We start from the raw sequence: 23,385 nt of genomic DNA, 5'->3' as shown, positions 1-23,385 counted from the left end.
GGGCAGCGGAACCGCTCACGGACTGAAATCGAACCGCGGCCCGCCGTAGGTCGGCGGCTCCGGCTCGAGTTCGACACCCTGCTCGTAGCGGACGAAGTTGAGGTAGAACGGCCGGCCACAGCCCTCGATGGGCTCGCCCTCGAGGTCGGTGACGGGACCGTCCTCGCCGCAGAGGAACTCGATGCCGTCGGCCGACTCGAACTCCTCGTCGGGGCCGGCGTACTCCCATCCCGGCTGGGGTAGTTTGGTCACGGATCGGTCAGCGAGGTCCGGCCGGCGCTCGACGCTCACGACAGCGCCGCAGTGTGGACACGTGTACCGGACGGTGACGGTCATCGGCGGCACTAGGGGACTCGAGGACGTAAGCCTGCGGGCAGCGGTGAAATCATCGACGACTCGGTGCTGGGTCATTCTGGCACTGGGCCGCGGCGCGATTTCGAGATCGTCGAGAGCGCGTGACGGCGACCGGGTGACGGATCTGCGATGGGACGGCTGAGTGCACCCGGAACACCTTTTGCGCTGACCGAAAACCATCGGAGTATGATCGACGAGACGGCCGAGGAAATCCGTGAAATGCAGACGCACAGTTCCTCGGTGGTCGCGGTCCACGCGACCCAGGCCCTCGAGGAACTGGTCGGGCGGGAGTTCGCAACGGTCGAGGAGTACACGCGCGCCCTCGAGCGCAACGGCTCCGTCCTACGGCGGGCGAACCCCTCCCACGCCTCGCTGCAGAACGCCGTCCGGGAGGTCGTCGACGACGTGACCGAGGCCGACCCGGACAGCGTCGAGGCGGCCCAGCAACTCACCAGTGAGAGGATCGACGCGGTCGTCTCCCGGATCGAAGCCGGCAAACGCCTGGCCGCCGAAAACGCCGCGGCGGTACTCGAGGACGGGGCGACCCTCCTGACCCACGACTACTCCTCGACGGTGACCGAGGCCCTCGAGCAGGCGACCGACGCCGGCAAGGCGTTCGATGTCTTCGTTACGGAGGCGCGGCCCCGATACATCGGGCGCAAGACGGCCCGAACCCTCGCCGAGTTCGACGGGGTCGAGACGACGCTGATCACCGACAACGCGCACGGACTTCTCCTCGAGGAGTGCGATCGGGTCGTCGTCGGGATGGACTGTATCGTCGACGAGACGCTGTACAACCGCGTCGGGACGTTCCCGATCGCGTCGACGGCCGCTCGACTCGACGTTCCGGTCACCGTCCTGGGTTCGGCCTCGAAAATCGTCAGCGAGGGGTTCGTCTTCGAGAACGAGTACCGGCCGAGCAGCGAGGTGCTGCCCGAGCCGGCCGACCGGTTCGCCATCGAGAACCCCGCCTACGACGCGACGCCGGTCGACCTGCTCGAGAGCGTGATTACGGACGAGGGCCGACAGGAGTTCTGAACCGCCCCGCGGGGAGTTACGACCGGTGTCGGCCGACGCCGCTCGAAGCGGTCGCCGAACCTGACAGTTGCCGTCGTGTGGCAACAGCCTATGCCGGTCTCGGATGTACTGGCCGTATGCGTCTCGTTCAGGTATTCGTGCCGCGAGGCGAGTTGGACCTCGTTCTCGAGGCGGCCGAGGAAGCCGGCGTCGACTACAGCGTCTCACGGGATACGGACCGCGGCGAGTTCGAGGCCCTCGTTTCGATTCCCGTCCCGCCGCCGGCCGTAGAGGGGCTGATGGCCGACTTTCGAGCCGCCGGGCTCGACGAACGCTCGTATACGGTCGTCACCGCCGCGGAGGCGGTCGTCTCGGAGCGGACCGACGACCTGTCTACTCGGGTGTCGGGGACGCGAATCTCTCGAGAAGAACTCCGGTCGCGAGCGGTCGACCTCGCACCGGCCGTCTCGACCTATTTCAGCCTGCTCGTCGTGAGTACGGCGATCGCGACGGCGGGATTGTTGCTCGATTCCGCGGCGACGATCATCGGTGCGATGGTCGTCGCACCGCTGATGGGGCCGGCGCTGTCGGCGAGCGTCGGTGTCGTCGTCGACGACGAGCAACTCGCGACGCGGGGCGTCGTGCTCCAGGGAGTCGGACTCGTGGTCTCGGTCGCGACGGCGGCGGTAATCGGCTGGGCGCTCAGGGGGACGATATTGCTCCCGCCGGGGTTCGACATCACGACGGTGCCCCAGATCCACGAGCGGATCACGCCCGATCTCCTCGCGTTGTTTCTCGCGTTGGGGTCCGGCGTGGCCGCAGTCGTCAGCCTCACTCGCAACGTCGGGTCGGTTCTCGTCGGGGTGGCGATCGCCGTCGCGCTCGTTCCGCCGGCGGCCACCGCGGGGCTCGGCATCGCCTGGGGCCGTCCGGAGGTCGTCCTCACTGCCGGCACGCTCGTGTTGGTCAACATGCTCTCGATCAATTTCGCGGCGTTGCTCCTGTTGTGGCTCTCGGGCTACCGACCGCACCGGACCGCGGACATCGAGCGCGCCTACGGGCGACTGCGTTCGCGAATCGCCGTCCTCTTCGTCGCGATCGCCATCCTCACCGCCGTTCTCGGCGGCGTCACGTACGGGACCTACCGAACTGCGGCGGTCGAACACGACATCCGGACCGAACTCGAGACGATGAACGAAGAACGACTGGCCGACGGCACCGATCTCCAGTTCCGGGAACTCGCCGTCGACTACGAACTCGTCGACGTCTACACTGGCGCTGATCCGGTGGTTACCGTCCTCGTCGAACGACCGCCGGGCGAGCAACTCCCCGATGACTTCGCCACCGACGTTCGCGAGCGCCTGGAGTCGGCGACCGGCGTCGATCTCGAGGTCGTCGTCGAACTGGTCGAGACGCAACGAAGCGGGTGAGTCGAACCGTTACTCCCGTTCTCCGAACGTCCGCGGCGAGCCCTCGGTCGGGGCGGCCCAGTCGACCGCGTTTCGGAGTACCCGTCGAACGTCGTCGTGCTCGTAGATCGGATACGTCTCGTGGCCCGGGCGGAAGTAGAAGATTCGGCCGTTGCCGCGCCGGTAGCAGCAGCCGCTTCGAAACACCTCCCCGCCCTCGAACCAGCTGACGAACACCTGTCGGTCTGGCTCGGGGATATCGAACGGCTCGCCGTACATCTCCGATTCGGGAAGTTCGATGGATTCGTCGAGTCCGTCGGCGATCGGGTGACCGGGATCGACGACCCACAGCCGCTCGGTCCCCCCGTCTTCGCGGTACTGCAACTGACAGGACGTTCCCATGAGTCGCTTGAAGAGCTTCGAGTAGTGGCTCGAGTGAAGCGGGATCAGTCCCATGCCCTCGAGCACGCGCTCGTGGACCCGATCGACGATTTCGTCTCGGACCTCGTCGTGGGCCTCGTGTCCCCACCACAGCAGGACGTCCGTCGCGTCGAGGACCGCCGCGGTGAGTCCGTGCTCGGGGTCGTCGAGCGTCGCGGTTCGGACCGCGTGGTCGTCGGCGAGTGCGTCTGCAATGGGGGCGTGAATGCCGTCCGGGTAGACGGCTGCGACCGCATCGTCTTCGCGTTCGTGACGGAACTCGTTCCAGATCGTGACGTCGGCCATGGCGGTTCCCTCCACCTGCGAGCGACTTATAGTTCGGTCGGGCCAACGGAACGGGTCGACCGATCCGGCCGGGACATGACCAGGTCGACAGCGCCGGTCGGGAAACCGAAGACAGTCTTGCCACTTGGAAATTCACATATTCCGCATCAATTCACTATAGGGGGCGGGAATGACCTTCTAAAACCTGAAGTACAGAATAATTGTATAGATTAACCGGTCATAACTCTTATTTCGGTCGCCCACTCCTTCTCCGTATGGACCGGAATCGAACGCAACCGATAGCGAAATGGCCGGTTTCTCGCTTTACTGCCATTGCTACTCCGACGAAATCGTGGGGTTGGACATGATCGGCGACGGGATCGGGGTCGGTATCGTCGGCCTCGGCGGCATGGGCAATCTCCACGCGCGAAGCATCCGTGACCTCGGTGCCGAGATCGTCGCGGGCGTGGACCTCGTTCCGGAGCAACGCGATCGATTCGCCGGCGATTTCGGCGCGCGGACCTACGAGACCCACGAGGAACTCGTCGCTGACGACGCGGTCGATGCCGTCATCGTGACGACCCCCAACCGGTTCCACGAGCCGATCACCGTCACGGCTCTCGAGGCGGGATTGGACGTCCTCGTCGAAAAGCCCCTCGCACACACGCTCGAGAGCGCGGAGCGGATCGCCGAGACGGCGGCTCGATCGGACGGCATCTGTATGGTCGGTTTTCACAACCGGCACGCGGCGTCGATGGCCATGTTCGACGAGCAGCACGCGCGCGGTCGGTTCGGCGATCTGACGCACGTCGAGGCCAACTACGTTCGCCGGCGTGGGGTCCCCGGGCCGGGATCGTGGTTCACCGATCCCGAACTCGCGGGCGGCGGTGCCTTGCTCGACATCGGCGTTCACGCGCTGGACCTCGCGCTGTACGCGCTGGACTTCCCCGATATCGCCGAAGTCAGCGGCGTCACCCGGACGACGTTCGGCACCGGCGAGGAGTTCGCCGACCCCGACGGGTTCGGCGACAACTGGGACGCGGAGGCCGAGGCCTACGAGGTCGACGATTCCGTCAGCGCGTTCATCCGCACAACGGACGGCCGGACGATCTCGCTCGAGGCCGCGTGGGCGACGAACCGCGAGGAGAGCATGGACTTCCGCGTGCGCGGCACACAATCCGGTGCCCAGTTCGACATCGGCGACACCGAACTCCGGATTCTCGAGGCCGGAACCACGGGCTGTGATCACTACGCCGATGTCGCCATGACCGCCGACTCGGCCGTCACCGGCTACGCCGAACAGGACGAACAGTTCCTCGAGGCGATCGCGACGGCCGGCATCCCGGGGACGAACACCGTCGCGGAGGCCCTGACCGTCCAGCGCGTGATCGACGCGATCTACCGCTCGAGCGAGACGGGACGTGCGGTCCAACTCGAGGAGTCCCCGCTGGCCGAGGCTCGACTCGAGCAGTCAGCGCGACTCGACTAAGTTACTCATCCGCTGACACGGAAGCGATCCGTTCCGACCGGCACGATGGTGACCGCGACACTGCGCGCCGATCGCACGGGACTGGCGTGAGATCGATGTAAACTGAAGCGGCGACGCTACTTGTCGTTCGTCGACTTCGGAAAAGCCGCCCGTATCGGCCGGTTTAGAGGACGTCGTCGAAATCGTGGTGCCCGTGGATGTCGACGCCTTCGTCGGTGATCTCCGCGAGGAAGACGCCGTTCCCGGAGCCGGTGTCGCGCTCGACGGCGGACTTGATGCCCCGTGCGGCGACGGTCTTGGCTTCTTCGTTGGACATGTCCGGTTCGTAGGCCTGCTCGAGGTGACCGTAGGCGAGTTGCATCCCGCTGCCGGTGACGGTGTAGTCGTCTTCCATCACGCCGCCGGCGGGGTCGATGCTGTAGACGTGGCTGCCCTCGTCGTCGACGCCGCCCAGAATGGGGTGGATGGCGAAGAACGGGCCGCCGCGGGCGAAGTTACCCGCGAGCGTCGCCAGCGCATCGATGCTCATTCGCTCCCCGCGTCGGGCCTCGTAGAGGTTGACCTCGGCACGGAGCGTCGAAATGAACGACTGGGCACCGCCGACGCTGCCGACGAGCGTGAGCGCGGCGGTCGGGTGGATCTGTTCGACCTTCTGGACGTTCTTGTTCGAGACGAAGCGCCCGCCGAGACTGGCGCGCATGTCCGTCGCGATGATGACGCCGTCGGCGGTGGAGATGCCGATCGTCGTCGTCCCGGTCTTGTTGACGTTGTCCAGATCGGCCTGCGTCAGGTCGTTCTGGGGCATCGATCCGACCTCCGGCTCGTAGGGGTTCGGATCGTCGGCCAACTGGTCGACCGTCCGAGAGAAATCGGAGTCGTGTGTGGGCGTACGCATTGATCGAACCCTACGACCGGGACGGTATAAAACACCGGCGGTCACCACTGCCGTTTCCGCTTTCACCGGCTGCGAGGACCGGCGGCTCGAGCGACGAGTCGGACCGCGGGGTCGGCTCCTGCGGGTCGGGGATCGGTGTGCGGGAAAACCAGTCAGCAGTCGAGCAGTCGATCAGTGCTGTGCAGCTTCGTAGGCCCCCTCGACGTTCTCGAGGACGCGGTGGACCGGCAGGGTGATGCCGGCCTGGCGGGCGGCGATCGCGAGCGGCATCGCGACGATGCCGATCATAATGCACAGTTGGTACAGTGCGAACAGGGTCGCGTGGTACGCGCGGGATATCATCAGCGTTCATCGATGCCCAGACGGAGGGTATATATAAGCCTTCTTGAAGAATCGAGATCATAATGATCGTTAACTCGTTTTTGGGTCGACGCCCGCTTGCGATTAAACCGTGCTTGTTGGGGGAACAACTCGAGGCGTACTCGAGTCGATCCACGGGTATGGCGGTGGGAATTGATCCGGTGATTTCTCGTAAGTTATGGGAATCATCCGACTGACGTGCGCGCTGCAATACTGGGGTCGGTGCGAGCGACCGCTGGCGCGGACGAACCGCAAAGCAGGAAACCCCCCGGACCGACCGGAGCATATGGGCAATTATCTCGTCGCGATGGAAGCGGCATGGCTCGTTCGTGACGTCGATGCGATCGACGACGCGATCGGCGTCGCCGTCAGCGAAGCCGGGAAGCGACTCAACAGCGAAGACATGGACTACGTCGAAGTCGAGGTCGGCGCGACGGGCTGTCCGGCCTGTGGGGAGCCGTTCGATTCGGCCTTCATCGCGGCCGACACCGCGCTAGTCGGCCTCGCACTCGAGATGGAGGTCTTCAACGCCGACAGCGAAGAGCACGCCTCTCGAATCGCAAAGAGCGAAGTCGGCGGGGCGCTGCGCGACGTGCCGCTATCGGTCGTCGACATCGTCGAGACCGAAGCGGACGACGAGTAGCGACCACCGGGCACACGTCGCATCGCGGACTGTTCTCTCACGTCCGGACAACCGGGGCGACTCGCGGTGCGGTTTTCGAGTGGCGACCCCCGCGGGCGGGGACGGCGTGTCCCAATCGGCTCCCCGGACGGTTCCCGGATCGAATGTAACCCAAAGTACTTTCTATAACCCGTGGTTATCCATTCGTATGGAACTCCCGACGCCCGCTGATCTCCGGCAGCGCCGTACCGAACTCGGGCTCACGCAGAGCGAACTCGCGGACACGGCCGACGTCTCCCAGCCGCTGATCGCGCGGATCGAAGGCGGCGACGTGGACCCGCGGCTGTCGACGCTCCGGCGGATCGTCAACGCCCTGGAAAAAGCCGAGAGCGACGTCATCCGTGCGGCGGACCTGATGAACGAGGACGTCGTCAGCGTCGCCCCCGACGACCCCGTCAGCGAGGCCGCCCAGCGGATGGAAGAGGAGGCCTACTCGCAACTGGCAGTCATTCAGGACGGCATCCCCGTGGGGTCGATCAGCCAGAGCGACCTCGTCCACCTCGATTCCGAGGATCGCGACGAATCCATCGAGAAACACATGAGCGAGAGCTTCCCGACCGTTTCGAAGGACGCAACGCTGGACGAGATCAGCAATCTGCTCGAGCACTACAAAGCCGTGATGATTACCGAAGCCGGCGAAACCGTCGGGATCATCACCGAGGCGGACATCGCCGCGCGGCTTTCCTGACGCCGCCCCGGCGGAACTCCCGATCGAGTCCGCTTCGATTCGAGGTGGTCGCACTGTGGCCGATCATGCGATTGTATTGGCCAGTAATATTACCGTCGCAGCCCTACTTCCGGGCGACCATGGCAACCAGCGATCGACTCCTCGAGGCAGGCGCGGACATCTGGGACGCACAGAAACGCCACCCGTTCGTCACGGAGCTCGCGGACGGTACCCTCGACGAAGACGCCTTTCTGACCTGGGTCCGACAGGATTACCGCTACCTGCTCGACTACGCCCGCGTGTTCGCTATCGCGGGCGCGACGGCCCGCGACGAGGAAACGATGACCCGACTGTTCGACATCGCCCACACGACGCTCGCCGAGGAGTTGGACCTCCACCGCGCGTTCGCCGCCGAGTACGGGCTCTCTCGGGAAGCCCTCGAGTCGGTCGACAAAGCGCCGACCTGCGTCGCCTACACCAACTTCCTGCTGCGAACCGCCTACGAGGGGACGCTTCCGGAAATCGCGGCCGCGATCTATCCCTGCGGGCAGGGCTATCTCGATATCGCCGACCACATGGCGGATCTGGCACCCACGGCGGACCATCGGTACACGCCCTTCATCGAGAAGTACACGAGCGACGAGTTCCGCGAGGTCGTCGACTGGTTGCGAGCGTTCGTCGATCGGTGCGGCGACCGCTATCCCGATCAGTATCCGGCGATGGAGGCAGCGTTCCTCACGAGCGCGCGCCTCGAGTATCGGTTCTGGGAGATGGCATATCGGCAGGAGACGTGGGGACTCTCGGCGGCGAGGGAGTAAGTACCGGTCCCGTTCTGCTCGCAGTGAGAACCGCGGCCCGGCTCCGTGAGAGTCGGAATCGACTCAAGAGGGATGCCACTGGAGCCCGTGTTTCCCCGTAGGGACATGGACTACTACGATCGCCTGCTCGGCGGAATGGGCGCGTCGCTGCTGCTCGGCGCGGCCGCCGGGCTTCATCCCGCGATTGCCGTTCGCCACGGGCTCTTCGGCGGGGCGCTCCTGGCGACCGTCTTCCTCTGGGAGGCGCTCGTCCGCAACCCGCCGGTCCCGACGACCGACCCGAAGTACGCGGCCGCAACCGTCGTCTGGCATGGTGGGCTGCTCGTCTCGCTTGCGCTCGTGCTGTGAGTTACCCCGCTCGAGCGGCGTGGGACACCGTGACGGAACGCTCGAGAGTCGGACGGCTCGCGAGCCGACCGAGACGCGTTCTCGTACGTTCGCATGCATCAATTCTCGGACTTATCGGAACCGTCTCGTAGACGTGCTGTAGTGTCCTCCTCGGCCGTGGGGCAGTTCGGCCGCTGAACCTCGTCACGGACGGTCCCGTAATCCCGTTTGGCGGTATCGATTATTACCCTCGAGTCGTTGGTCGTGTATGGAACGAAACGTCGGCGGACTGGATCGACTCGCCAGGGGAATCGTGGGACTCGGCTTGCTCGCGGTCGCCGTCGCGGCACTCGTCGCCGACCGCCGCGGGACCGCCGTCGCGACAGGCATCGCAGCGGCCGGTCTACTGTTCAACGCGACGACCCGGTTCTGTGGCGGGAACTACGTGCTCGGCATCGATACGACCGAGGCGTCATGCTCGCGAGAGTAACGCGACGGTCGTGACCTCGAGAAACGCCTACAGCTCGTGTCCGGCCATCGGAACTGGCTTGGAGGGGTCCTCGAGCGCTTCGAGGGCCTGCCCGCCGTGTTCGACGCAGGTCGGATGAGACGCCGGCACGATGGTGACGTCGACCTGTCGACAGTGGCGGGCGCGGTTATCGCTCGGACTCATCGGCGACGGGCTCCCACCCTGCCTCCCTCGCGGCTGGCAACTCGAGCGGATCGACGGCGTCGTCGAGTTGGCCGTCTCGATAGGCCTCGACGAACGGCTCGATGCGGTCGGGAACGGCATCGTGATTTCGCTCGGAGAGCGCAATCAGCGCCCGAACGGCCCAGTATCGTCGGTTTTTGTTGTATGCTGGCGTGTTCCCGATCGGCCCGACGCTTTCCGTGACGGCCGCGACGAGTTCGTCGGGGATTCGGACGCCGGTCCCGGCAGTTGTAGCGATGATCTGACAGACAGTTCGCGGAATCGGTGGGTTCGTCTCCACGGTCTCGAGCAGGTCCGGAACGATGTCGGCGACCAGCGTCGGATACGTCTCGGAAACGCTTGCCAGAAACCTCCGGACGTTGTGCACGCTCGCCTCGTCACTGAGGGCGGCGAGTACGGGCTCGGCCGCCGCGGAGTTGCGATCGGCAACCGAGACGAATAATTCCGTGTCGAACCGCCCATCGTACATGTCCACCTCTCGCAACGCCTCGTAGCCGTTTGTGAGGGCATCGGCGACGAACGCCGGGTGATCCTCGGCGAGTGGTACCAGCGGATCGATACCCGCGTCGAAGAGCGAACGATCGCCGGTTCGCTCGGCCACCGTCTCTTCGACCGCCCCGAACGGCTGCTCGCTCTCGCGGACGAGTCTGCCGAGCGCGTCCGCCGCGGCGGTGTGCTGCGCGTACAACCGTCTGGAATCGTTCGCCGCGAGTTCGGTCCGGAGCGTCGACGCAACGTCGTCGATCACGTCCGGGCGTGTGAGGGCGACCGAGACGAGCAGTTGCATCGTTTCCGCGGTCCGCAACGGATAGCACCCCTGCTCCAGTGCGTCGATGACATCGTCGGCTATCGCCTCGTACCCGATCACCCCCTGCTCGAGGAGGTCGATGCTCAATTCGACGATCCGAAATCGAAGGTATCCGTTGTCGCCGGTGAGGAAGTCGAGCATCGTCTCGAAGTGGGGCGTCACCAACTCGGGACGATGCCCGGTCAGTTCGAGGAGCGTCTCTATTGCCGCATTTCTCGGTTCACAGGCATCACCCCTGTTGAAAACGGTATCGGCCGGGTCCGTCAGCGTCTCGACCAGCGTCGTCACCGCGCGGTCCGGGTCCGGGTGGGCGAGCACGACCGTCGACGCGTCCTCGAGTTCGAAGAAGAGCGCGCTGGTTCGTTTGCGAATCACCGGCACCGGGTCCGTGAGCCGCTGGAACAGGCGGTCCGCCAGCCACGACGCGGATACCGACAGCGCGTCGGTGTCCACGTCGACGTCGGCGTCGTTCTCGAACGTCGCCGCGAGTATCGGCTGCAGGTACCTCGGCAGGAGGACCGCCTGTCTGACGGTCCAGTGTTCGTCGTCGATCCGCTCGAGCAGTCGGTCCGCGAGCGCTTCCGGCGGATGCTCGGAAAGCGCCATCTCGGCCCCCTGGAGCTGAAAGTACATCGCGTTTCGCAACACGACGAGCACCGCGCTCCGAACGGCCGGGTCGGGATCATCGAGACAGGGACACAGCCGGTCGATGGTGGCGTCCGTGAGTGCCGTCGACTGGGACGGAAGCACGGTCTCGAGCCGCCGCTTGGCGAGTTCCAGAGCCGGTTCACGGCGGTCCGCAGGCGGTGTCTCGGCGACCCGTGTAGCGAGCGTCTCCAGGGACGGGGCGTCGTCAGACGGCGGCATGAATCCCGTACTTTGCGGCGAAGTAGTCGAAGTACGCGCCCGGCTCCCACCGGAAGTCGGTTCGTAGCTCCTCGACCGCCCCGAAGCCGTCCGCCCCGTTCTCGTAGTATCTGCCGATCATCTCACCCCGCCCGCCATCGTGATTGATCACGAGCACCGCCCGCTCGAGGGCGTCACTGACGGTGGTGAGCAAGCGATCGAGAGCCGAAGCCGGCCCTTCCATCCCGCTGAACGTCAGCACGTCGTCGTAGCGGTCGGCTCCGCTCAACCGGGTGTCGTCGCCAGCCAGAGCGTCCACGACCGGGTCGGGGTCGGCCGTCTCAGCGAGTTCGGCAGCAACGTAACTTCGATGACTCATGTCCCATCGGTTTCGAGGGAGACGACAAAAAGACGGTCACTCGCAGCCCGAGATCGGAGCCGACTACCAGTGACCGAACAACCGCTGAATGACGGTGCGTTCGCTGGGCCGTTCGGCCAACAGGACCGAGCTGTCGACCTCGTTGACGACGTCCATATGCAGCGAGTCGCTCATCAGCCGCGAGATCACGCCCTCCTCGGTCGCGCCGATGAGAACGAGCGTGTGGTCCCGAGACTGTCGGCAGATCGCGTGTTCGACATCGCCGGAGTCATCGACCACGAGGTCGGCGTCCTCGAGGTCGCGCTCGGCGGCCCACTCGGCGAGGAACTGTTCGCCGCGTTCCCGGTCGTCAGGGCTGGCGACGACGTGTTGCAGCGTGATTTCGGCCCCGGAGCGGTCCCGGAGCGTGCGCGCGACCGCGGCGCTCAAGTCCGAGTCCGGGCCGCCGGCGGTCGGGAGCAGAATCCGGGAGGTATCCAGGTCCCGATCCTTGAGGATGAGGAAGTCACACGGGAGGTTGCTGGTCAGTTCGTTTATCCGCCCCTCGGCGCGACCCTGGCCCCACGGCCGGTCGTCGCCCCAGCCCAGCACCACGAGATCGGCCCGTTCCCGCTGTGCGGTGTCGAAGACGTCCTCGAACGAGCGGTGGGAGACGACCGTCGACGTCTCGAAGTCGACGTCGTAGGAGGCCGCACGCTGCCGGACTGTCTCCATGCGATCCTCGGATTCGGAGACGATCCGCTCGGTCTGTCCCGCACCGTACCGCATCGACGACCGGCCCGGCATCTTGACGATGTGGACGGCGTGGACCGTCGCGTTCTCGTGGCCGCTGGCGAGTCGACAGGCCAGATCGACGATCGTCGACTCCGTGCGGGGGTTGGCGATCGGAACGAGAACCCGATAATCACCGTTCTCGCTAGGATGGGGCTCCGCGGTATCGATCAACGGCACGTACGACCGACCGGCGTAGCTGCCGAACAGCCACTCCGGAATCGAAAGCTGGCGGTCGGCCCCTTCGAACCGGGCCGACTCGAGGCGGTGTTCACTGGTCTGGAAGTAGTTGACCACGGTCACGAGCACGATCCCGCCGATGGTGTTCCCCATCAGGACCGGGAGAACGAACTCCGTCACGCCGACGAAAACGTGCAGTTCACCGGCGAAGACCAGGTACAGCATTTCGGTAAAGGAGACGACGACGTGGAACAGGTCGCCGAGCGGGATCGCGAGGAAGGCCATGTAGACGACGACCAGCCGCGAGATGGTGTCGCGGGAGGCGTAGACGATCCAGACGACGCCGGCGACGATCAGGCCCGCGAACGCCGCCTTCGAGAACAGCGTCCACCACGACGTTTGGATGCCGTGTCGAGCGAGGTCCATCGCGGCGGTCGCCGACTCGTCGTCGAAGACGCCGCCATAGGAGAGCGCGAGCGCGCCGAGCGCGCCGCCGGCGAAGTTACCGGCGAGGACGATCGACCAGTGCCGAAGCAGTGTGGGAATGCTGGCCAACCGCTCCAGGGTTAGTGCGACCGGCGGCAGCGTGTTCTCGGTGTAGAGCTGGTAGCCGCCGATGATGATGTAGATGAACCCCAGCGGATACAACAGCTTGCTCAATATCGGGTGGCCGTCGGTCGAAGCGGTCAGCGTGGCATACAGCAGGAACGTGATCGTGATGGCGAAGCCGGCCGCGAGGCCGCTGAAGAACAGTTCGCGACCCCCAGAGGTGACTTCCTCGTCGGCGGCCGCGACGATCCGCTGGAAGATTTCATCGGAGGAAAACCGGTCGCGCACGACCGCACCGACCGCCGGAGCGCCGCTTCTGGACCGCTCGACCGCTTCTCGGACCTGTTCCTGTTCGGGTGGCTCGCGGGCCGGGGACTCCCGTATCGGCGGGTCGCGGTCCGGTCGCTCTTGATCGGGATTGCTCATTAACAGGGACGCACGTCTAGAAAGACTAAGCGCTTCGGATATGCCGCCACGTTGGCGTCACGGCTCCCGCGGGAACACGACGGCTCCGCAAGCCCTAGAGCGAGTCCGGCTCGAGGCGACCGATGACCCGCCTGAGCGCGGCGAACGCGCTGACGGCGAGCAGGCAGTAGCCGACGAGCAGACCCCACGTCGTCGCCGTCGGATTGCCGATCGCGAGCTTCGCGACGGTGTTCGCGGGGTGTTCGGGCAACACCGTCGCGGCGACCAACGCGCCGACGGTCGCCGTAGAGTAGAGCAACTGAGCCTGCCGCCGATCGGGGGCCCACAGCGCGATCCCGATCCCCGCAGTGACGACGAGCAGCGAGAGCGCGGCGACCAGCGCAACCAGTGCGATAGGGGCTGCGATCGTCGTCCCGTTGCCCGCGAGCAAGAGGAGCCAGACGAGCGCCTGCAGCGGTGCCAGCACTGCGATCGCCTGCAGTTTCGCGTCGATCACGCCCGCAAGCGAAAGCGGCGCGACCCGGAGCAGTTCGAGCGTCCCCCGCTGGCGTTCCTCGATCAACGAATCGACGGCGATCGACCCGCTGATGAACACCGGGAGGAAGCACAGTAGCGGCAGCAGGATCGTGTAGGTGAAGCCGACGTACGAGCTGGCCTGGATCGACGACGGCAGCGGCAGGGGCGACTGCTCGAGCCGCCCCGCGTCGACGTTGCGCTGGCGCTCGATGCGTTCGACTGCAGTCAGGGTCTCCCGAAGGTGGACGACGAGCACGCTCGTCTGTAGGTCCCCTTCGGGGGCAGTGACCCTGACGCTGAGCCGGCCGTCGTCGTGCCTGTTGGCCTCGACGACGGCGGACACCTCCCGGAGGTCGAACGCGTCGTGGGCTCGCTCAGGGTCGTCGTAGCGTCGGGGGGTGACCCCCGCTTGCTCGTTTGCGACCGCGAGGATCGTGTCGGTGTCGTTGCCGGTGACGGCGATCTCGGTCCGGTCGCCGTCGATCGAGCCGGGATCGTACAGCGAGACGAGCCCGACGACCAGAAACGAGGAAAACGCCGCGATGAACAACTGGATGGCGAGCGCCAGGAGGATCGTCTTCTCGGACCGCAGCGAGCGCAACTCGCGGCGGGCAATCGCCCACCGCGCACCCCACGTCGAGCCCGACTCGACCTCGTCGTCCGGTCGGGTCGGTGGGGTCGGCCCTCGGCGGCTCGAGTCCCGCGTCCGTTCGGGATCGCGATCACGCGACAAGGACGAACACCCCCAGGTTGTAGGCCACGTGAACGAGCACCGCCGTGAGGAGGCCGAGGGCGTAGCCGGCCCGCCCACGGCTCGCGCCGACCGCCGAGCAGATGGCCGTCCCGACGTGCAAGGCCAGCGGCGCGAGGAAGACGGCCCCGAGTACCAGCGGCTCGCTCGAGACGGCCGGGCCGAAGGCAGCGGTGCCGACGGCCAGGTCCGGGAGCCCGACGAACTGGACGACGTGAGTGAGTTTCTCGCCGACGAAGAACCCGCCCCCCGAGAGTGCACCCATTACGACGGCCGTCCGCAGCGTCGCGTCGAATCGCGAGCGGGTCACGCCGGCGTAGACGTGGATGCTCTTTGCGATCTCCTCGACCGACGCGGCGACGAGGACGACCAACGGAATGGCGACCGACTGCGGAACGGCGAACAGCAACGCGACCGAGAGGAGTTGACTGGCGAAGACGAAGGGGAGAAAGAGGATCGACAGCAGCGGGAGACTCCACGGGCCGCGGACCCGATTCGCGATCGCGTCGAGGACTTTCGCCGGGATCGGCTTCTGAGCGAACATGTCCTCCTCGCGGTAGACGCCGAGCCCCAACAGGAAGCAGACGGCCGCGCTGAGGTAGAACGGGCCGGTCGAGAACAGGTACTCCCCGAGCTGAATCGGCTCGTTCTGGAGGTCCATCACGACCAGCGTCAGCGGCGAGATCAACGCGATCGAAGTCACGTCGGTGAAGATCGCCGGAACGAACGTATAGGTCGTCAGCGCGACGCTGATCGTGACCGTCACGAACGTGAGTTCCTTGAACGACCGGGCGAACATCGCGCCGACGAACGCCGCCGCCAGGAAGAGCAGGGCGATCGGCAGCGCCGCGGCGATCGCGACCGGGCCGCCCTTGATCGCCAGCGCGATCGCGACGACGACGCCCACGAGCCCGAGCAGGTACGGCAGCGTCTTGCCCGCGACGATCTCGGAGCGCGAAGCCGGCGAGACCAACAGCAGTTCACCCCGCCGCTTGACTCGTTCGTCCATGATCGTGCTCCCGTAGGCCTGAATGACGAAGTTCATCGGCACGACGAACAGGAACGCGAGGACGAGCGACGTGAAGGGAAACGGCGGCGCGATCGAGCCTGGCGTCCCCGTCGACGGCGTCGAACCGCCGCCCCCGATGGCCGGCACCTGTAAGGGCTCGTCGCCACCGCCATCGTCGGCAGCGCTCTCACCGTCACCGGTCTCGTTCGAGCCATCGACAGCCCCCGTCTGCGCCGCGGTTTCGTCGCCGTCATCGGCTCCCGACACGGTCGATCCGGGGCGATCGCGATCCCGATACTCGAGCGTGACGTGCACCGGATACGCGGCGGCGTGATCCTCTTCGTCGGCCATCAGGTTCGCGTTGTACGTTTCGATGGCGGTACGAAACTCGTCGTAGGCGGCCGCCCCGTTCTCGCCGACGTGGCCGATCCGGCCGTCTCGAGTTACCACGACGTCGACGGTCGCGTCGCCGCGAACGACGATGTCGTCGCCGTCTGTCGCGCCGTCGTGCTCGGCGATAACGTCCGCGAGCGGAACCGGCCGGAACTGCTCGCTGTCGGCGGCGACATCGTAGTACCGGCTCCCCTCGTCGACGCCGACGACGTAGATTTCGCGCTCGAGGCCGAGCCCATCGTCGGCGGCGGAGAACCCGGCGGTCCCGACCGCGAGCAGCATCACGACGAGGGCGATCACCGTCTTCCGGTCGACGGTGCCCGCGCTCCGGCGGACTTCCCAGCGCGCGATCCGGCCCGTACGAGCGCTGGTCTCGCGGAGGTGGCGACAGGCCCGTCCGAATCGCTCGGCGAGCGCGCGAACGCGGCCGTCGCTCACGACTCCCCCTCCGCGGTCGGCTCGCTTGCGACGTCGAGGAAGATCTCCTCGAGGCTCGGCGTCTGCGTCTGGATGTCGGTCACGCGGCCCCCGTCGGCTTCCACGGCCTCTCGGACGGCCTCGACGGCGCTCATGTCGGCGACGAGGTGGCGGACCTGTCCGTTCTCGCGGGTGACCTCGATCGGACCGTGGCCGTCCGGGAGCCCGTCGCTGCCGTCGGCGGTCGCGTAGACGTGGTACTCGGTGCCGCCGTGGGCCGCCCGAATCTCCTCGAGCGTGCCGCGGGCGACGATCCGCCCGTCGTTCATGATGACGATTCGGTCGCAGATACTCTCGACGTGAAAGAGGTTGTGCGCGCTGAAGACGATCGTCTTCCCCTCGTCGCTCAGTTCGCGGGTGAACTCGATGATGTAGTTGGTCGTCAGCGGGTCCAGTCCCGACGCCGGCTCGTCGAAGATCAACACGTCCGGATCGTTCACCAGCGCCCGCGCGATCGCGACCTTTCGCTGCATCCCCTTGGACATGTTGCCGATCCGTCGGTCGCGGTGCTCGAGGTCGAGCCGGTCCAGGGAGTCGTGAATCCGCTCTCGAGCCACGTCACCGGGGACATCGTAGAGGTCCGCGAAGAACTCGAGGTAGCCGATCGCGGTCATCTCCTCGTAGAGCGGGGACTCCTCGGGGAGAAAGCCGAGTTGCCGCTGCATCTCGGCGTCGCCCGGGGTGTGACCGGCGACGGCGGCGGTGCCCGCGGTGGGTTCGATCAACCCGGCCAGCATCTTCAGCGTCGTCGTCTTGCCCGCGCCGTTGGGACCGACGACGCCGAAGACCTTCCCGCGCTCGATCTCGAAGGAACTCCCCTCGACCGCGGTGAACCCGCCGTATACCTTCCGGAGATCAGTGACCTCGAGTATCGCCATGCGTTAGCCCGACGGAAGGAGCCGCTCGAGTAAAATCTAGCGGCTCGTGACTGTCTCGACGGCCGATCGGTCGACGAGCGGCCCAAACCCCCATGATTGCGGCCCCCATAGACGAACGTATGACCCGAGTCGGGACCACGCGAACGCCGGACGGCCGCCGTCTCGAAGTCTCGCACGTTCTGTCCGTCCCCGCGACCGACGCCTGGGACGCCCTCGTCGACACCACCCGGTGGCCCGACTGGTCGCCGCTCATCACCGGCGTCGAGGCGACGGACCGCCGACTGCGGCCGGGGACGACCGGCCGGGTCCGGATTCCCGGTGTCTGGCTGCCGTTTCGAATTACCGGGTGTACGTCACGGCGGTGGACCTGGCGCGTGCTGGGGATTCCCGCCACCGGCCATCGCGTCGACGATCTCGGCTCCGATCGGTGTCGCGTCGCCGTCGAACTTCCACATTACGCCACGGGATACGTCCCCGTCTGTCTGCGGGCGCTGGAAACCCTCGAGTCGCTGCTCGAGGACGACGAGCAGGCCGTCGAGTAGCGGGACGGACCGCTGCCCGGGACGACCGTCACGGCCGATCGATCCCTGGTCGAAAACGTTGGAATTTTAATAACCACTGGCCGAAACATGGCAAGCGTGAGCGGTCGGATCGCCGACCGACGACCCCGAGTCGGCCCGATCGTTTCGGACCCCGACCGACAACGACTCCAACCACGGAAGACGATATGAGCGCCACCACAGTACTCGCGCACAGCGTCCGCATCGCCCGTACAGAGTGGCGGTGTCATCGCCGCGATGCTGGCCAGTCGCGGCTCCACCGGGGACTGCTCGTCGGACTCCGCCTCGCCGTTGCCGCCGCCCTCGGCGCGGCCGGCCGGTCGATCGGGCGCGATCTCGCCGCCGGGCAGTCGATACCGGTCCCCGAACTGTGGCTCGCCGGTGTCGTGGCGTTCACGTGGGCGGTGTGGCGAAGTGCCACGCTGACACACGAGCGGTTTTCACGCCTCAATCCCGACATGCTTCTCACGGCCGTCCCGGCGAGGGCCCCCGCGCTTGGCTTGCTCGGATTCGTCTCCGCACGACTCGCCGCCTCGCTCGCCGTGCCGACGCTCGGCGTCGCCGGAGGCCTCGCGCTCGGACTGCGGTCACCGCTGGTCGCTCTCACGGTTATCATCGCGATCGCGGGGATGGCGGCACTCGCGGTCGCAGTCGGCGTTACGGGTAGGCTCGCCACACAACTCGTCGGCACGCGCCTCGCGCGGGGACGGTTCTACAGGGATCTGTTCGTGCTGTTCGGGTGGGCGGCGATACTCAGTGTGGTCGCCGTGTTTCGGAGCACCCTGGTCTCGGCACTCCCCGTCCTCGCCGGCGTCGGCTCCCTGTCGGGGACGTGGATCGTCGATCTAGCGCTGCTGGGTGCCGGGGAACGAGCGGGTATCGAAGCGCGTCGTGGGCTGGCCGTCTTCGGGCTGCTTCTTCCCTCGCTGGTGCTGTTTGCGGGTGGGACGACCGTCCTCACTCGCCGGCTCTGGGAGGCCGAGCCGACCGGGTCCGACGGGACCCACGGATCGCACCCGCTGGTCGATGGCGGGCGGTTGGATCGCGTTCTCGCCGGCACCGTCTCCCAGCCGGTCCGGACGGTCGCTCGAGAACGGTGGCTCGTCGAACGGCGCGCTCCCCGTGGCGTGTTGAATATGGCATACGTGTTGCTGTTCGTCGGCGTAATCGGCTTTCCGGTGGTCGGAATCGTCGGGGTTCCGCTGTTGTTGCTGGTCGCGTTTGCCATCGCCATGGCGGTCGGCGTCGCGTTCGGGTCCGATCCGATCGGGGTCGAGTATCGCGTCCTGCCGATGCTCTTTACCACGATCAGGGGGCAGCAGTTCGTCAGCGGCCTGTTACTGGCCGCGCTCGTCGTCGGCGCTCCGACCGTGACGGCCGTCGTCGTCCCGATCGGACTGCTCAGCTCCGCCACGCTCCTCGAGACGCTGGCGGTCGCCCTCAGTGGCGTGGCGATCTGTGCGTGTACCGTCGCGGTCGGCGTCGCGCTCGGAATGGGAGTCGACCACGACGGTCTCGCCCCCGTTCCGTCCTTCTTCACCGACGTGCCGGCGTACGCGGAGCGGGGATGGGCACCGTTTCGCAGATTGGCGCTGCTCTTCGCGGTCGTGTCGGTCGCGGGGCTGCCCGCGTTTCTGGGCACCATGCCGGTGGTGTCCGACAGTGGGGCCGGGATCGGCGCACCGGCGGCCGCCGTTCGGATCGGTTCCCTGCTGCTTACGACCCTCGTCGCCGTCGCGATCGCGAGCGGTGCCGTCCGGATCGCCGTGCGGCGATACCAGCGGTATCAACTGACATGACTTCGAATCCATGACACGGAACACGACCGATCACCGACGAACGGACGCACCGGCGAGATAACGATGCACGACCAGCCAGCGATCGTCACGAACGATCTGACGAAGGTCTACGGCGATACGACCGCCGTCGACGGCCTGACCCTCTCGATCGAGTCCGGCACCGTGTACGGGTTTCTCGGCCCGAACGGGGCGGGGAAAACGACCACGATCCGGCTATTGACGGCACTGGTAGCGCCGACCAGCGGGTCCGGTCGCGTCGCCGGAGCACCCATCACGGATCGTGCGTCGCTCATCGACCACATCGGGTACCTGCCCGAATCTCCGCCGATCCGCGAGGCGCTTACCGCCCGCGAGCAACTCGAGTATCACGGCGGGTTGCGCGACATGGACCCGGCCGAACTCGAGGCCCGCATCGAGACGCTGCTCGAGCGGTTCGATCTCGCCGCGGACGCCGACGACCGAATCGTGACCTATTCGAAGGGGATGCGGCAGAAGACCGGGCTCATGCAGGCGATCATGCACGAACCGGACGTGGTATTCCTCGACGAACCGACCAGCGGGCTCGACCCGCGAGCGGTGCGGACCGTCCGTGAAGCCATCGCCGAATTGGCCGCCGGCGGAACGACCGTCTTCCTCTCGACGCACATCCTCCCGGTCGTCGAGGATGTCGCCGAGACGGTCGGCATCCTCGCCGACGGGCAACTGGTCGCCGAAGGCCCGCCCGACGACCTCACGAACCGCGTCGAAACCGGTGCCGAGAGTTCGCTCGAGGACATCTTCCTCGAAGTCACGACCGACCGGGACGGCGAAGCGGGCGCGTCCGACTCCGTCGGGGGGCGAGACGAACGCTGTAGTCCCAACTGAAACCGGGTTCTACACTGATCGCGCAGCCCTCGTGCGATCAGGTGTGGAGTGACGGGCAGCGGCTCCGATCGGTCGAGACGGACTGTCTGCGACCGGTCCGCTGACGTTCGGTTCACACCTCCGTCACAGCGGCTGCGGTAGCTGTCTGTCACACCGAACACGAGGAGAACCGAAACCCGGTCGAACGGGATGTCCCGAACCCGAGTCAGTCGGTGCTAGGGTCGTCGGACCGGGGGTCGAGTTCCTTGACCTCCTCGAGCGTGCCTGCGAGGGTCCCGCGAGTATCGGCGATCGTCGCACCCACGAGGCCACCGACCGCGCCGCCGGTGCTGGCCGCGTTACGACTGAACAGGCCGCCGATCGCTGCGCCGACCGCCGCGCCGATCGCCGCATATCGCGCACGGAGCAACATCGCTGTGATGCGTTCTCTCATGTCTCCTATTTGGTGACTGTTACGGATAAATATACCTCTCGAGCGCCCGCGTCGACCTCATCGCACACGGATGTACCAGCGATCAATCCGCGTGTCCCGATCGGTCGCACTCAGAGCAGCGTCTCGACCGCGGCCAGCGACTCGAGGACGTGATCGGGTTCGGTGTCGGCGTCGGTATCGGCGAGAGCCGCGCGGTCGGTCACGCCGGTGAGCACGAGGGCCGTCTCCATGCCGGCGCGGTTACCGAGTGCGATGTCCGTGTCGAGTCGATCGCCGACGACCAGGACCGTCCGCGGGTCCGCGTCCAGCCGCTCCATCGCCGCCGCGGCCGCGACCGAGGACGGTTTGCCCAGAATCGCATCCGCCTCGCGGCCGGCGACGGCCGCCATCGCGGCGAGAACCGCCCCCGTCCCCGGCATCTCGCCGTCGTCGACCGGGATCGTCGCGTCCGGGTCGGTGCCGTAGAACGGAACGCCGTCCTCGAGCGCCCGCAGGGACTCCCAGAGCGTGCCGAAAGAGAAGTTCCTGTCGAACGAGCCGAGCACGACCTCGGCCGCGTCGGGATCCGTCGTCAGGTCGACGGCCGCGTCGGCGAGGATGGCCCGGAGTCGATCCCCGCCGACGAGGTAGACCGACTCGTCGGGGTGGGTCGCCGCGAGGTACTCCGCCGAAACGGTCGCCGACGTGAGAACGGTGCGGGGATCGATGTCGATCCCGTGGGGCGCGAGTTTCTCGCCGTAGTGATCGGCTCCCCGCGTCGGATTGTTCGAAAAGAGCAGCCGCGAACAGCCCGCCGCCTCGAGCGCGCGCAGTCCGTCGGTGACGCCGGGGAGCAACGCCTCGCCGCGGACGATCGTCCCGTCGACATCGAGGATCACCGCCTCGTAGTCAGTCATCGCTCGACGGTACGGCTGGTCGGCGATTGAGTGTTTGGATGCGTGTCGCATCCCCGACGACCGACGGCGGACGATGCCGGCGGCGCGACGGAATCAGCGCCGTCGCTTGCGGGAGGGTGCTCGGCCTCGACGGTCACCGTTCGGCTGCCCGACTACCGGAAGGAATTCTTATCCGGCAACCCGACCTACGACCCCCCATGACACTCGAGGTCGAGCCCCCCGAGCCGCCGGAACTGGAGTTCGTCGACCCGAACGAGTACGAGGACGCGACCATCAGCGCCGACGGGACCGCGGAGATCGACTACCGTCGCGAGGAACTCCAGGCGTTCCTCGAGGACGGCGCGTGGGTGGACGCGTTCGACGAGTGGCGTGCGGACACCGCCCTCGAGGCGGCCGAGTACGAAATCGCTCGCGACCTCGATCTCTTCGCGGGCTTTGACTTCTTCTGGGACGACTTCGCCGACCGCGTCGGGTATCACGCGCCCGGCATTCCGGAGGACTGGCAGGCTCGGGAGTACCATCCCGACCTCGATACCTGGGGAACGGTTTCCTCGATCAACGCCGAACTTACCGAGTTCGGGCAGATCGTCTCGGTCACGCTCAAAGAGGAGTACGTCGACTGGGAGGCCGAGTACGAACCGCCGGAGGACCTGCCCGACTTCGAGTGACCGCGCCGGTGTCGCTCCTCGAGACCGGTGTGAGGCTCGCGCCGTGATCCGGCGGACTCAGTGAGTCAATCCCGCGGAACCGAGAGGTTGTGCATCTGCCCGCCGCATTCCGGGCAGGAGCCGAGCGAACCGGCCGTCATTCGATACCCGCAACTCCAGCATTCGTAGTGCGATCGGTCGGGTGAATACGGATTGGTGTAGACCATGTGGATGGTTAGAATGTGCCGGTAAATAGATTACGCCGAACCAGTTGTGGTCCGGTATGGTGGGATATGTTGGTCAGAATTGAGCGGTATTTGCCCATATATCCAATAATAGGGCACATGCGTCGTAACGATCCCGATCGTCGCCACCGGTCACGGACTCCGATCTCGAGGCCGGCAGTCGCGAGTTGCGTCGTCGCCGTCGCGACGGCGGAGTCACACCACGGAAAAACGCGATCGGCACATCACCGGTTCGGCCGAACGGCGCGACTCGAGGCAGTCGCTTGCGGTCCGAAACACGACGCGAGGCGGAGCGGGCTAGCCCGACCATTCGCCGGCAAGGTCGCCGGCGATGTTCTGTCGCCACTGATCGAATCCGTCTTCGCAGTCGGTGTTGTCGTCGATGTGGTCGACGAATCCGGCACCCGGGGATGCGAGTTCGTCGCCGCAGAACGGACAGGTGATCGGATCGATCCAGTCGGTCGTCGTGTTCGTCGCCATTGTGCCAGCATCTATCAAGAACGACCACATAAGTCTCCCCCGT

At 66.3% G+C, this 23,385-nt stretch carries 27 protein-coding genes; 12 read left to right on the top strand and 15 right to left on the bottom strand.

Features of this window, described 5'->3' with window-relative positions; genetic code table 11:
• Window positions 1-15: 15 nt before the first annotated feature.
• Window positions 16-336, bottom strand: coding sequence for a hypothetical protein (locus FGF80_RS10885; protein WP_006186768.1), 321 nt, complete (start codon window positions 334-336; stop codon window positions 16-18).
• Window positions 337-540: 204 nt separating this feature from the next.
• Between FGF80_RS10885 and FGF80_RS10880 the strand changes: the two genes are divergently transcribed.
• Window positions 541-1,392 carry a translation initiation factor eIF-2B gene (locus FGF80_RS10880; RefSeq protein WP_138653974.1) on the top strand — a complete coding sequence of 284 codons (852 nt, stop codon included), beginning with the start codon at window positions 541-543 and terminating at the stop codon, window positions 1,390-1,392.
• Between the two features lie 116 nt (window positions 1,393-1,508).
• A complete protein-coding gene (locus tag FGF80_RS10875; protein WP_138653972.1) occupies window positions 1,509-2,801 on the top strand; it encodes a TIGR00341 family protein in 1,293 nt (430 codons plus the stop codon).
• 9 nt (window positions 2,802-2,810) lie between these two features.
• On the opposite strand, the gene FGF80_RS10870 is transcribed toward FGF80_RS10875, so the two are convergent.
• A complete protein-coding gene (locus FGF80_RS10870; RefSeq protein ID WP_006186771.1) occupies window positions 2,811-3,506 on the bottom strand; it encodes a ThuA domain-containing protein in 696 nt (231 codons plus the stop codon).
• Between the two features lie 343 nt (window positions 3,507-3,849).
• Between FGF80_RS10870 and FGF80_RS10865 the strand changes: the two genes are divergently transcribed.
• Entirely contained in the window at window positions 3,850-4,974 is a 1,125-nt protein-coding gene (locus tag FGF80_RS10865; protein ID WP_138655518.1) for a Gfo/Idh/MocA family protein, read from the top strand.
• Window positions 4,975-5,137: 163 nt separating this feature from the next.
• Here the strand turns inward: FGF80_RS10865 and psmB are convergent, their stop codons facing one another.
• Both psmB and FGF80_RS19190 read right to left on the bottom strand, forming a co-directional pair.
• Window positions 5,138-5,869 (bottom strand): archaeal proteasome endopeptidase complex subunit beta, encoded by a 732-nt coding sequence (psmB, locus tag FGF80_RS10860; protein WP_006186773.1) that lies wholly within the window; start codon window positions 5,867-5,869, stop codon window positions 5,138-5,140.
• Window positions 5,870-6,040: 171 nt separating this feature from the next.
• Window positions 6,041-6,211, bottom strand: coding sequence for a hypothetical protein (locus tag FGF80_RS19190; RefSeq protein WP_175417024.1), 171 nt, complete (start codon window positions 6,209-6,211; stop codon window positions 6,041-6,043).
• 304 nt (window positions 6,212-6,515) lie between these two features.
• Here FGF80_RS19190 and FGF80_RS10855 point away from each other — a divergent pair, with 304 nt between their 5' ends.
• The 5 genes from FGF80_RS10855 to FGF80_RS10835 all read left to right on the top strand — a co-directional run bounded on the left by FGF80_RS10855 (window position 6,516) and on the right by FGF80_RS10835 (window position 9,213).
• Complete coding sequence (locus FGF80_RS10855; RefSeq protein WP_006186775.1) at window positions 6,516-6,872, top strand: DUF555 domain-containing protein; 357 nt, start codon at window positions 6,516-6,518, stop codon at window positions 6,870-6,872.
• Between the two features lie 187 nt (window positions 6,873-7,059).
• Window positions 7,060-7,599, top strand: a complete 540-nt coding sequence (locus FGF80_RS10850) for a CBS domain-containing protein (RefSeq protein WP_006186776.1) — start codon at window positions 7,060-7,062, stop codon at window positions 7,597-7,599.
• A 119-nt stretch (window positions 7,600-7,718) separates the two neighbouring features.
• Window positions 7,719-8,396 (top strand): thiaminase II, encoded by a 678-nt coding sequence (gene tenA / locus FGF80_RS10845; RefSeq protein ID WP_138653970.1) that lies wholly within the window; start codon window positions 7,719-7,721, stop codon window positions 8,394-8,396.
• Between the two features lie 105 nt (window positions 8,397-8,501).
• Complete coding sequence (locus FGF80_RS10840; protein ID WP_138653968.1) at window positions 8,502-8,744, top strand: hypothetical protein; 243 nt, start codon at window positions 8,502-8,504, stop codon at window positions 8,742-8,744.
• 247 nt (window positions 8,745-8,991) lie between these two features.
• Window positions 8,992-9,213 carry a YgaP family membrane protein gene (locus tag FGF80_RS10835; protein WP_006186779.1) on the top strand — a complete coding sequence of 74 codons (222 nt, stop codon included), beginning with the start codon at window positions 8,992-8,994 and terminating at the stop codon, window positions 9,211-9,213.
• A 27-nt stretch (window positions 9,214-9,240) separates the two neighbouring features.
• Here the strand turns inward: FGF80_RS10835 and FGF80_RS19185 are convergent, their stop codons facing one another.
• From FGF80_RS19185 to FGF80_RS10805, 7 genes are all read right to left on the bottom strand, one after another.
• A complete protein-coding gene (locus tag FGF80_RS19185; RefSeq protein WP_161605719.1) occupies window positions 9,241-9,396 on the bottom strand; it encodes a hypothetical protein in 156 nt (51 codons plus the stop codon).
• A complete protein-coding gene (locus FGF80_RS10830; protein WP_138653966.1) occupies window positions 9,380-11,110 on the bottom strand; it encodes a hypothetical protein in 1,731 nt (576 codons plus the stop codon). Before FGF80_RS10830 ends, FGF80_RS19185 begins: the two co-directional genes overlap by 17 nt.
• Window positions 11,097-11,468: a hypothetical protein gene (locus FGF80_RS10825; RefSeq protein ID WP_006186781.1), complete on the bottom strand. Its 372-nt coding sequence runs from the start codon at window positions 11,466-11,468 to the stop codon at window positions 11,097-11,099. Before FGF80_RS10825 ends, FGF80_RS10830 begins: the two co-directional genes overlap by 14 nt.
• A gap of 63 nt (window positions 11,469-11,531) precedes the next feature.
• Entirely contained in the window at window positions 11,532-13,394 is a 1,863-nt protein-coding gene (locus FGF80_RS10820) for a formate/nitrite transporter family protein (RefSeq protein WP_138653964.1), read from the bottom strand.
• A gap of 94 nt (window positions 13,395-13,488) precedes the next feature.
• Window positions 13,489-14,643, bottom strand: a complete 1,155-nt coding sequence (locus tag FGF80_RS10815; protein ID WP_138653962.1) for an ABC transporter permease — start codon at window positions 14,641-14,643, stop codon at window positions 13,489-13,491.
• Window positions 14,633-16,501: an ABC transporter permease family protein gene (locus FGF80_RS10810; RefSeq protein ID WP_138653959.1), complete on the bottom strand. Its 1,869-nt coding sequence runs from the start codon at window positions 16,499-16,501 to the stop codon at window positions 14,633-14,635. The genes FGF80_RS10815 and FGF80_RS10810 overlap by 11 nt, the downstream gene beginning before the upstream one ends.
• A complete protein-coding gene (locus tag FGF80_RS10805) occupies window positions 16,498-17,418 on the bottom strand; it encodes an ABC transporter ATP-binding protein (protein WP_138653957.1) in 921 nt (306 codons plus the stop codon). The genes FGF80_RS10810 and FGF80_RS10805 overlap by 4 nt, the downstream gene beginning before the upstream one ends.
• Before the next feature lie 119 nt (window positions 17,419-17,537).
• Here FGF80_RS10805 and FGF80_RS10800 point away from each other — a divergent pair, with 119 nt between their 5' ends.
• The 3 genes from FGF80_RS10800 (at window position 17,538) to FGF80_RS10790 (ending at window position 20,641) form a co-directional block, all read left to right on the top strand.
• Window positions 17,538-17,960, top strand: a complete 423-nt coding sequence (locus tag FGF80_RS10800; protein WP_138653955.1) for an SRPBCC family protein — start codon at window positions 17,538-17,540, stop codon at window positions 17,958-17,960.
• A gap of 185 nt (window positions 17,961-18,145) precedes the next feature.
• Window positions 18,146-19,777 (top strand): hypothetical protein, encoded by a 1,632-nt coding sequence (locus tag FGF80_RS10795; RefSeq protein ID WP_138653953.1) that lies wholly within the window; start codon window positions 18,146-18,148, stop codon window positions 19,775-19,777.
• 63 nt (window positions 19,778-19,840) lie between these two features.
• Window positions 19,841-20,641 (top strand): ABC transporter ATP-binding protein, encoded by an 801-nt coding sequence (locus FGF80_RS10790; protein WP_138653951.1) that lies wholly within the window; start codon window positions 19,841-19,843, stop codon window positions 20,639-20,641.
• 205 nt (window positions 20,642-20,846) lie between these two features.
• Here FGF80_RS10790 and FGF80_RS10785 read toward each other — a convergent pair whose 3' ends face one another.
• On the bottom strand, window positions 20,847-21,074 hold the full coding sequence (locus FGF80_RS10785; protein WP_138653949.1) for a hypothetical protein: 228 nt from the start codon (window positions 21,072-21,074) through the stop codon (window positions 20,847-20,849).
• Window positions 21,075-21,184: 110 nt separating this feature from the next.
• Complete coding sequence (locus tag FGF80_RS10780) at window positions 21,185-21,970, bottom strand: HAD-IIA family hydrolase (protein WP_138653947.1); 786 nt, start codon at window positions 21,968-21,970, stop codon at window positions 21,185-21,187.
• Between the two features lie 197 nt (window positions 21,971-22,167).
• Between FGF80_RS10780 and FGF80_RS10775 the strand changes: the two genes are divergently transcribed.
• Window positions 22,168-22,638 carry a hypothetical protein gene (locus tag FGF80_RS10775; protein ID WP_138653945.1) on the top strand — a complete coding sequence of 157 codons (471 nt, stop codon included), beginning with the start codon at window positions 22,168-22,170 and terminating at the stop codon, window positions 22,636-22,638.
• Window positions 22,639-22,703: 65 nt separating this feature from the next.
• Here FGF80_RS10775 and FGF80_RS19780 read toward each other — a convergent pair whose 3' ends face one another.
• Entirely contained in the window at window positions 22,704-22,844 is a 141-nt protein-coding gene (locus FGF80_RS19780; protein ID WP_006187264.1) for a rubrerythrin-like domain-containing protein, read from the bottom strand.
• A 315-nt stretch (window positions 22,845-23,159) separates the two neighbouring features.
• Window positions 23,160-23,342, bottom strand: a complete 183-nt coding sequence (locus FGF80_RS10765) for a DUF7501 family protein (RefSeq protein WP_006187265.1) — start codon at window positions 23,340-23,342, stop codon at window positions 23,160-23,162.
• Window positions 23,343-23,385 lie beyond the last annotated feature (43 nt).

The sequence above is a fragment of the Natrinema pallidum genome (genome assembly GCF_005890195.1).
GTDB classification, from domain to species: domain Archaea; phylum Halobacteriota; class Halobacteria; order Halobacteriales; family Natrialbaceae; genus Natrinema; species Natrinema pallidum.
Note: the sequence above shows the minus strand (reverse complement) of the source record. Positions and strands in the feature narration are given on the sequence as shown.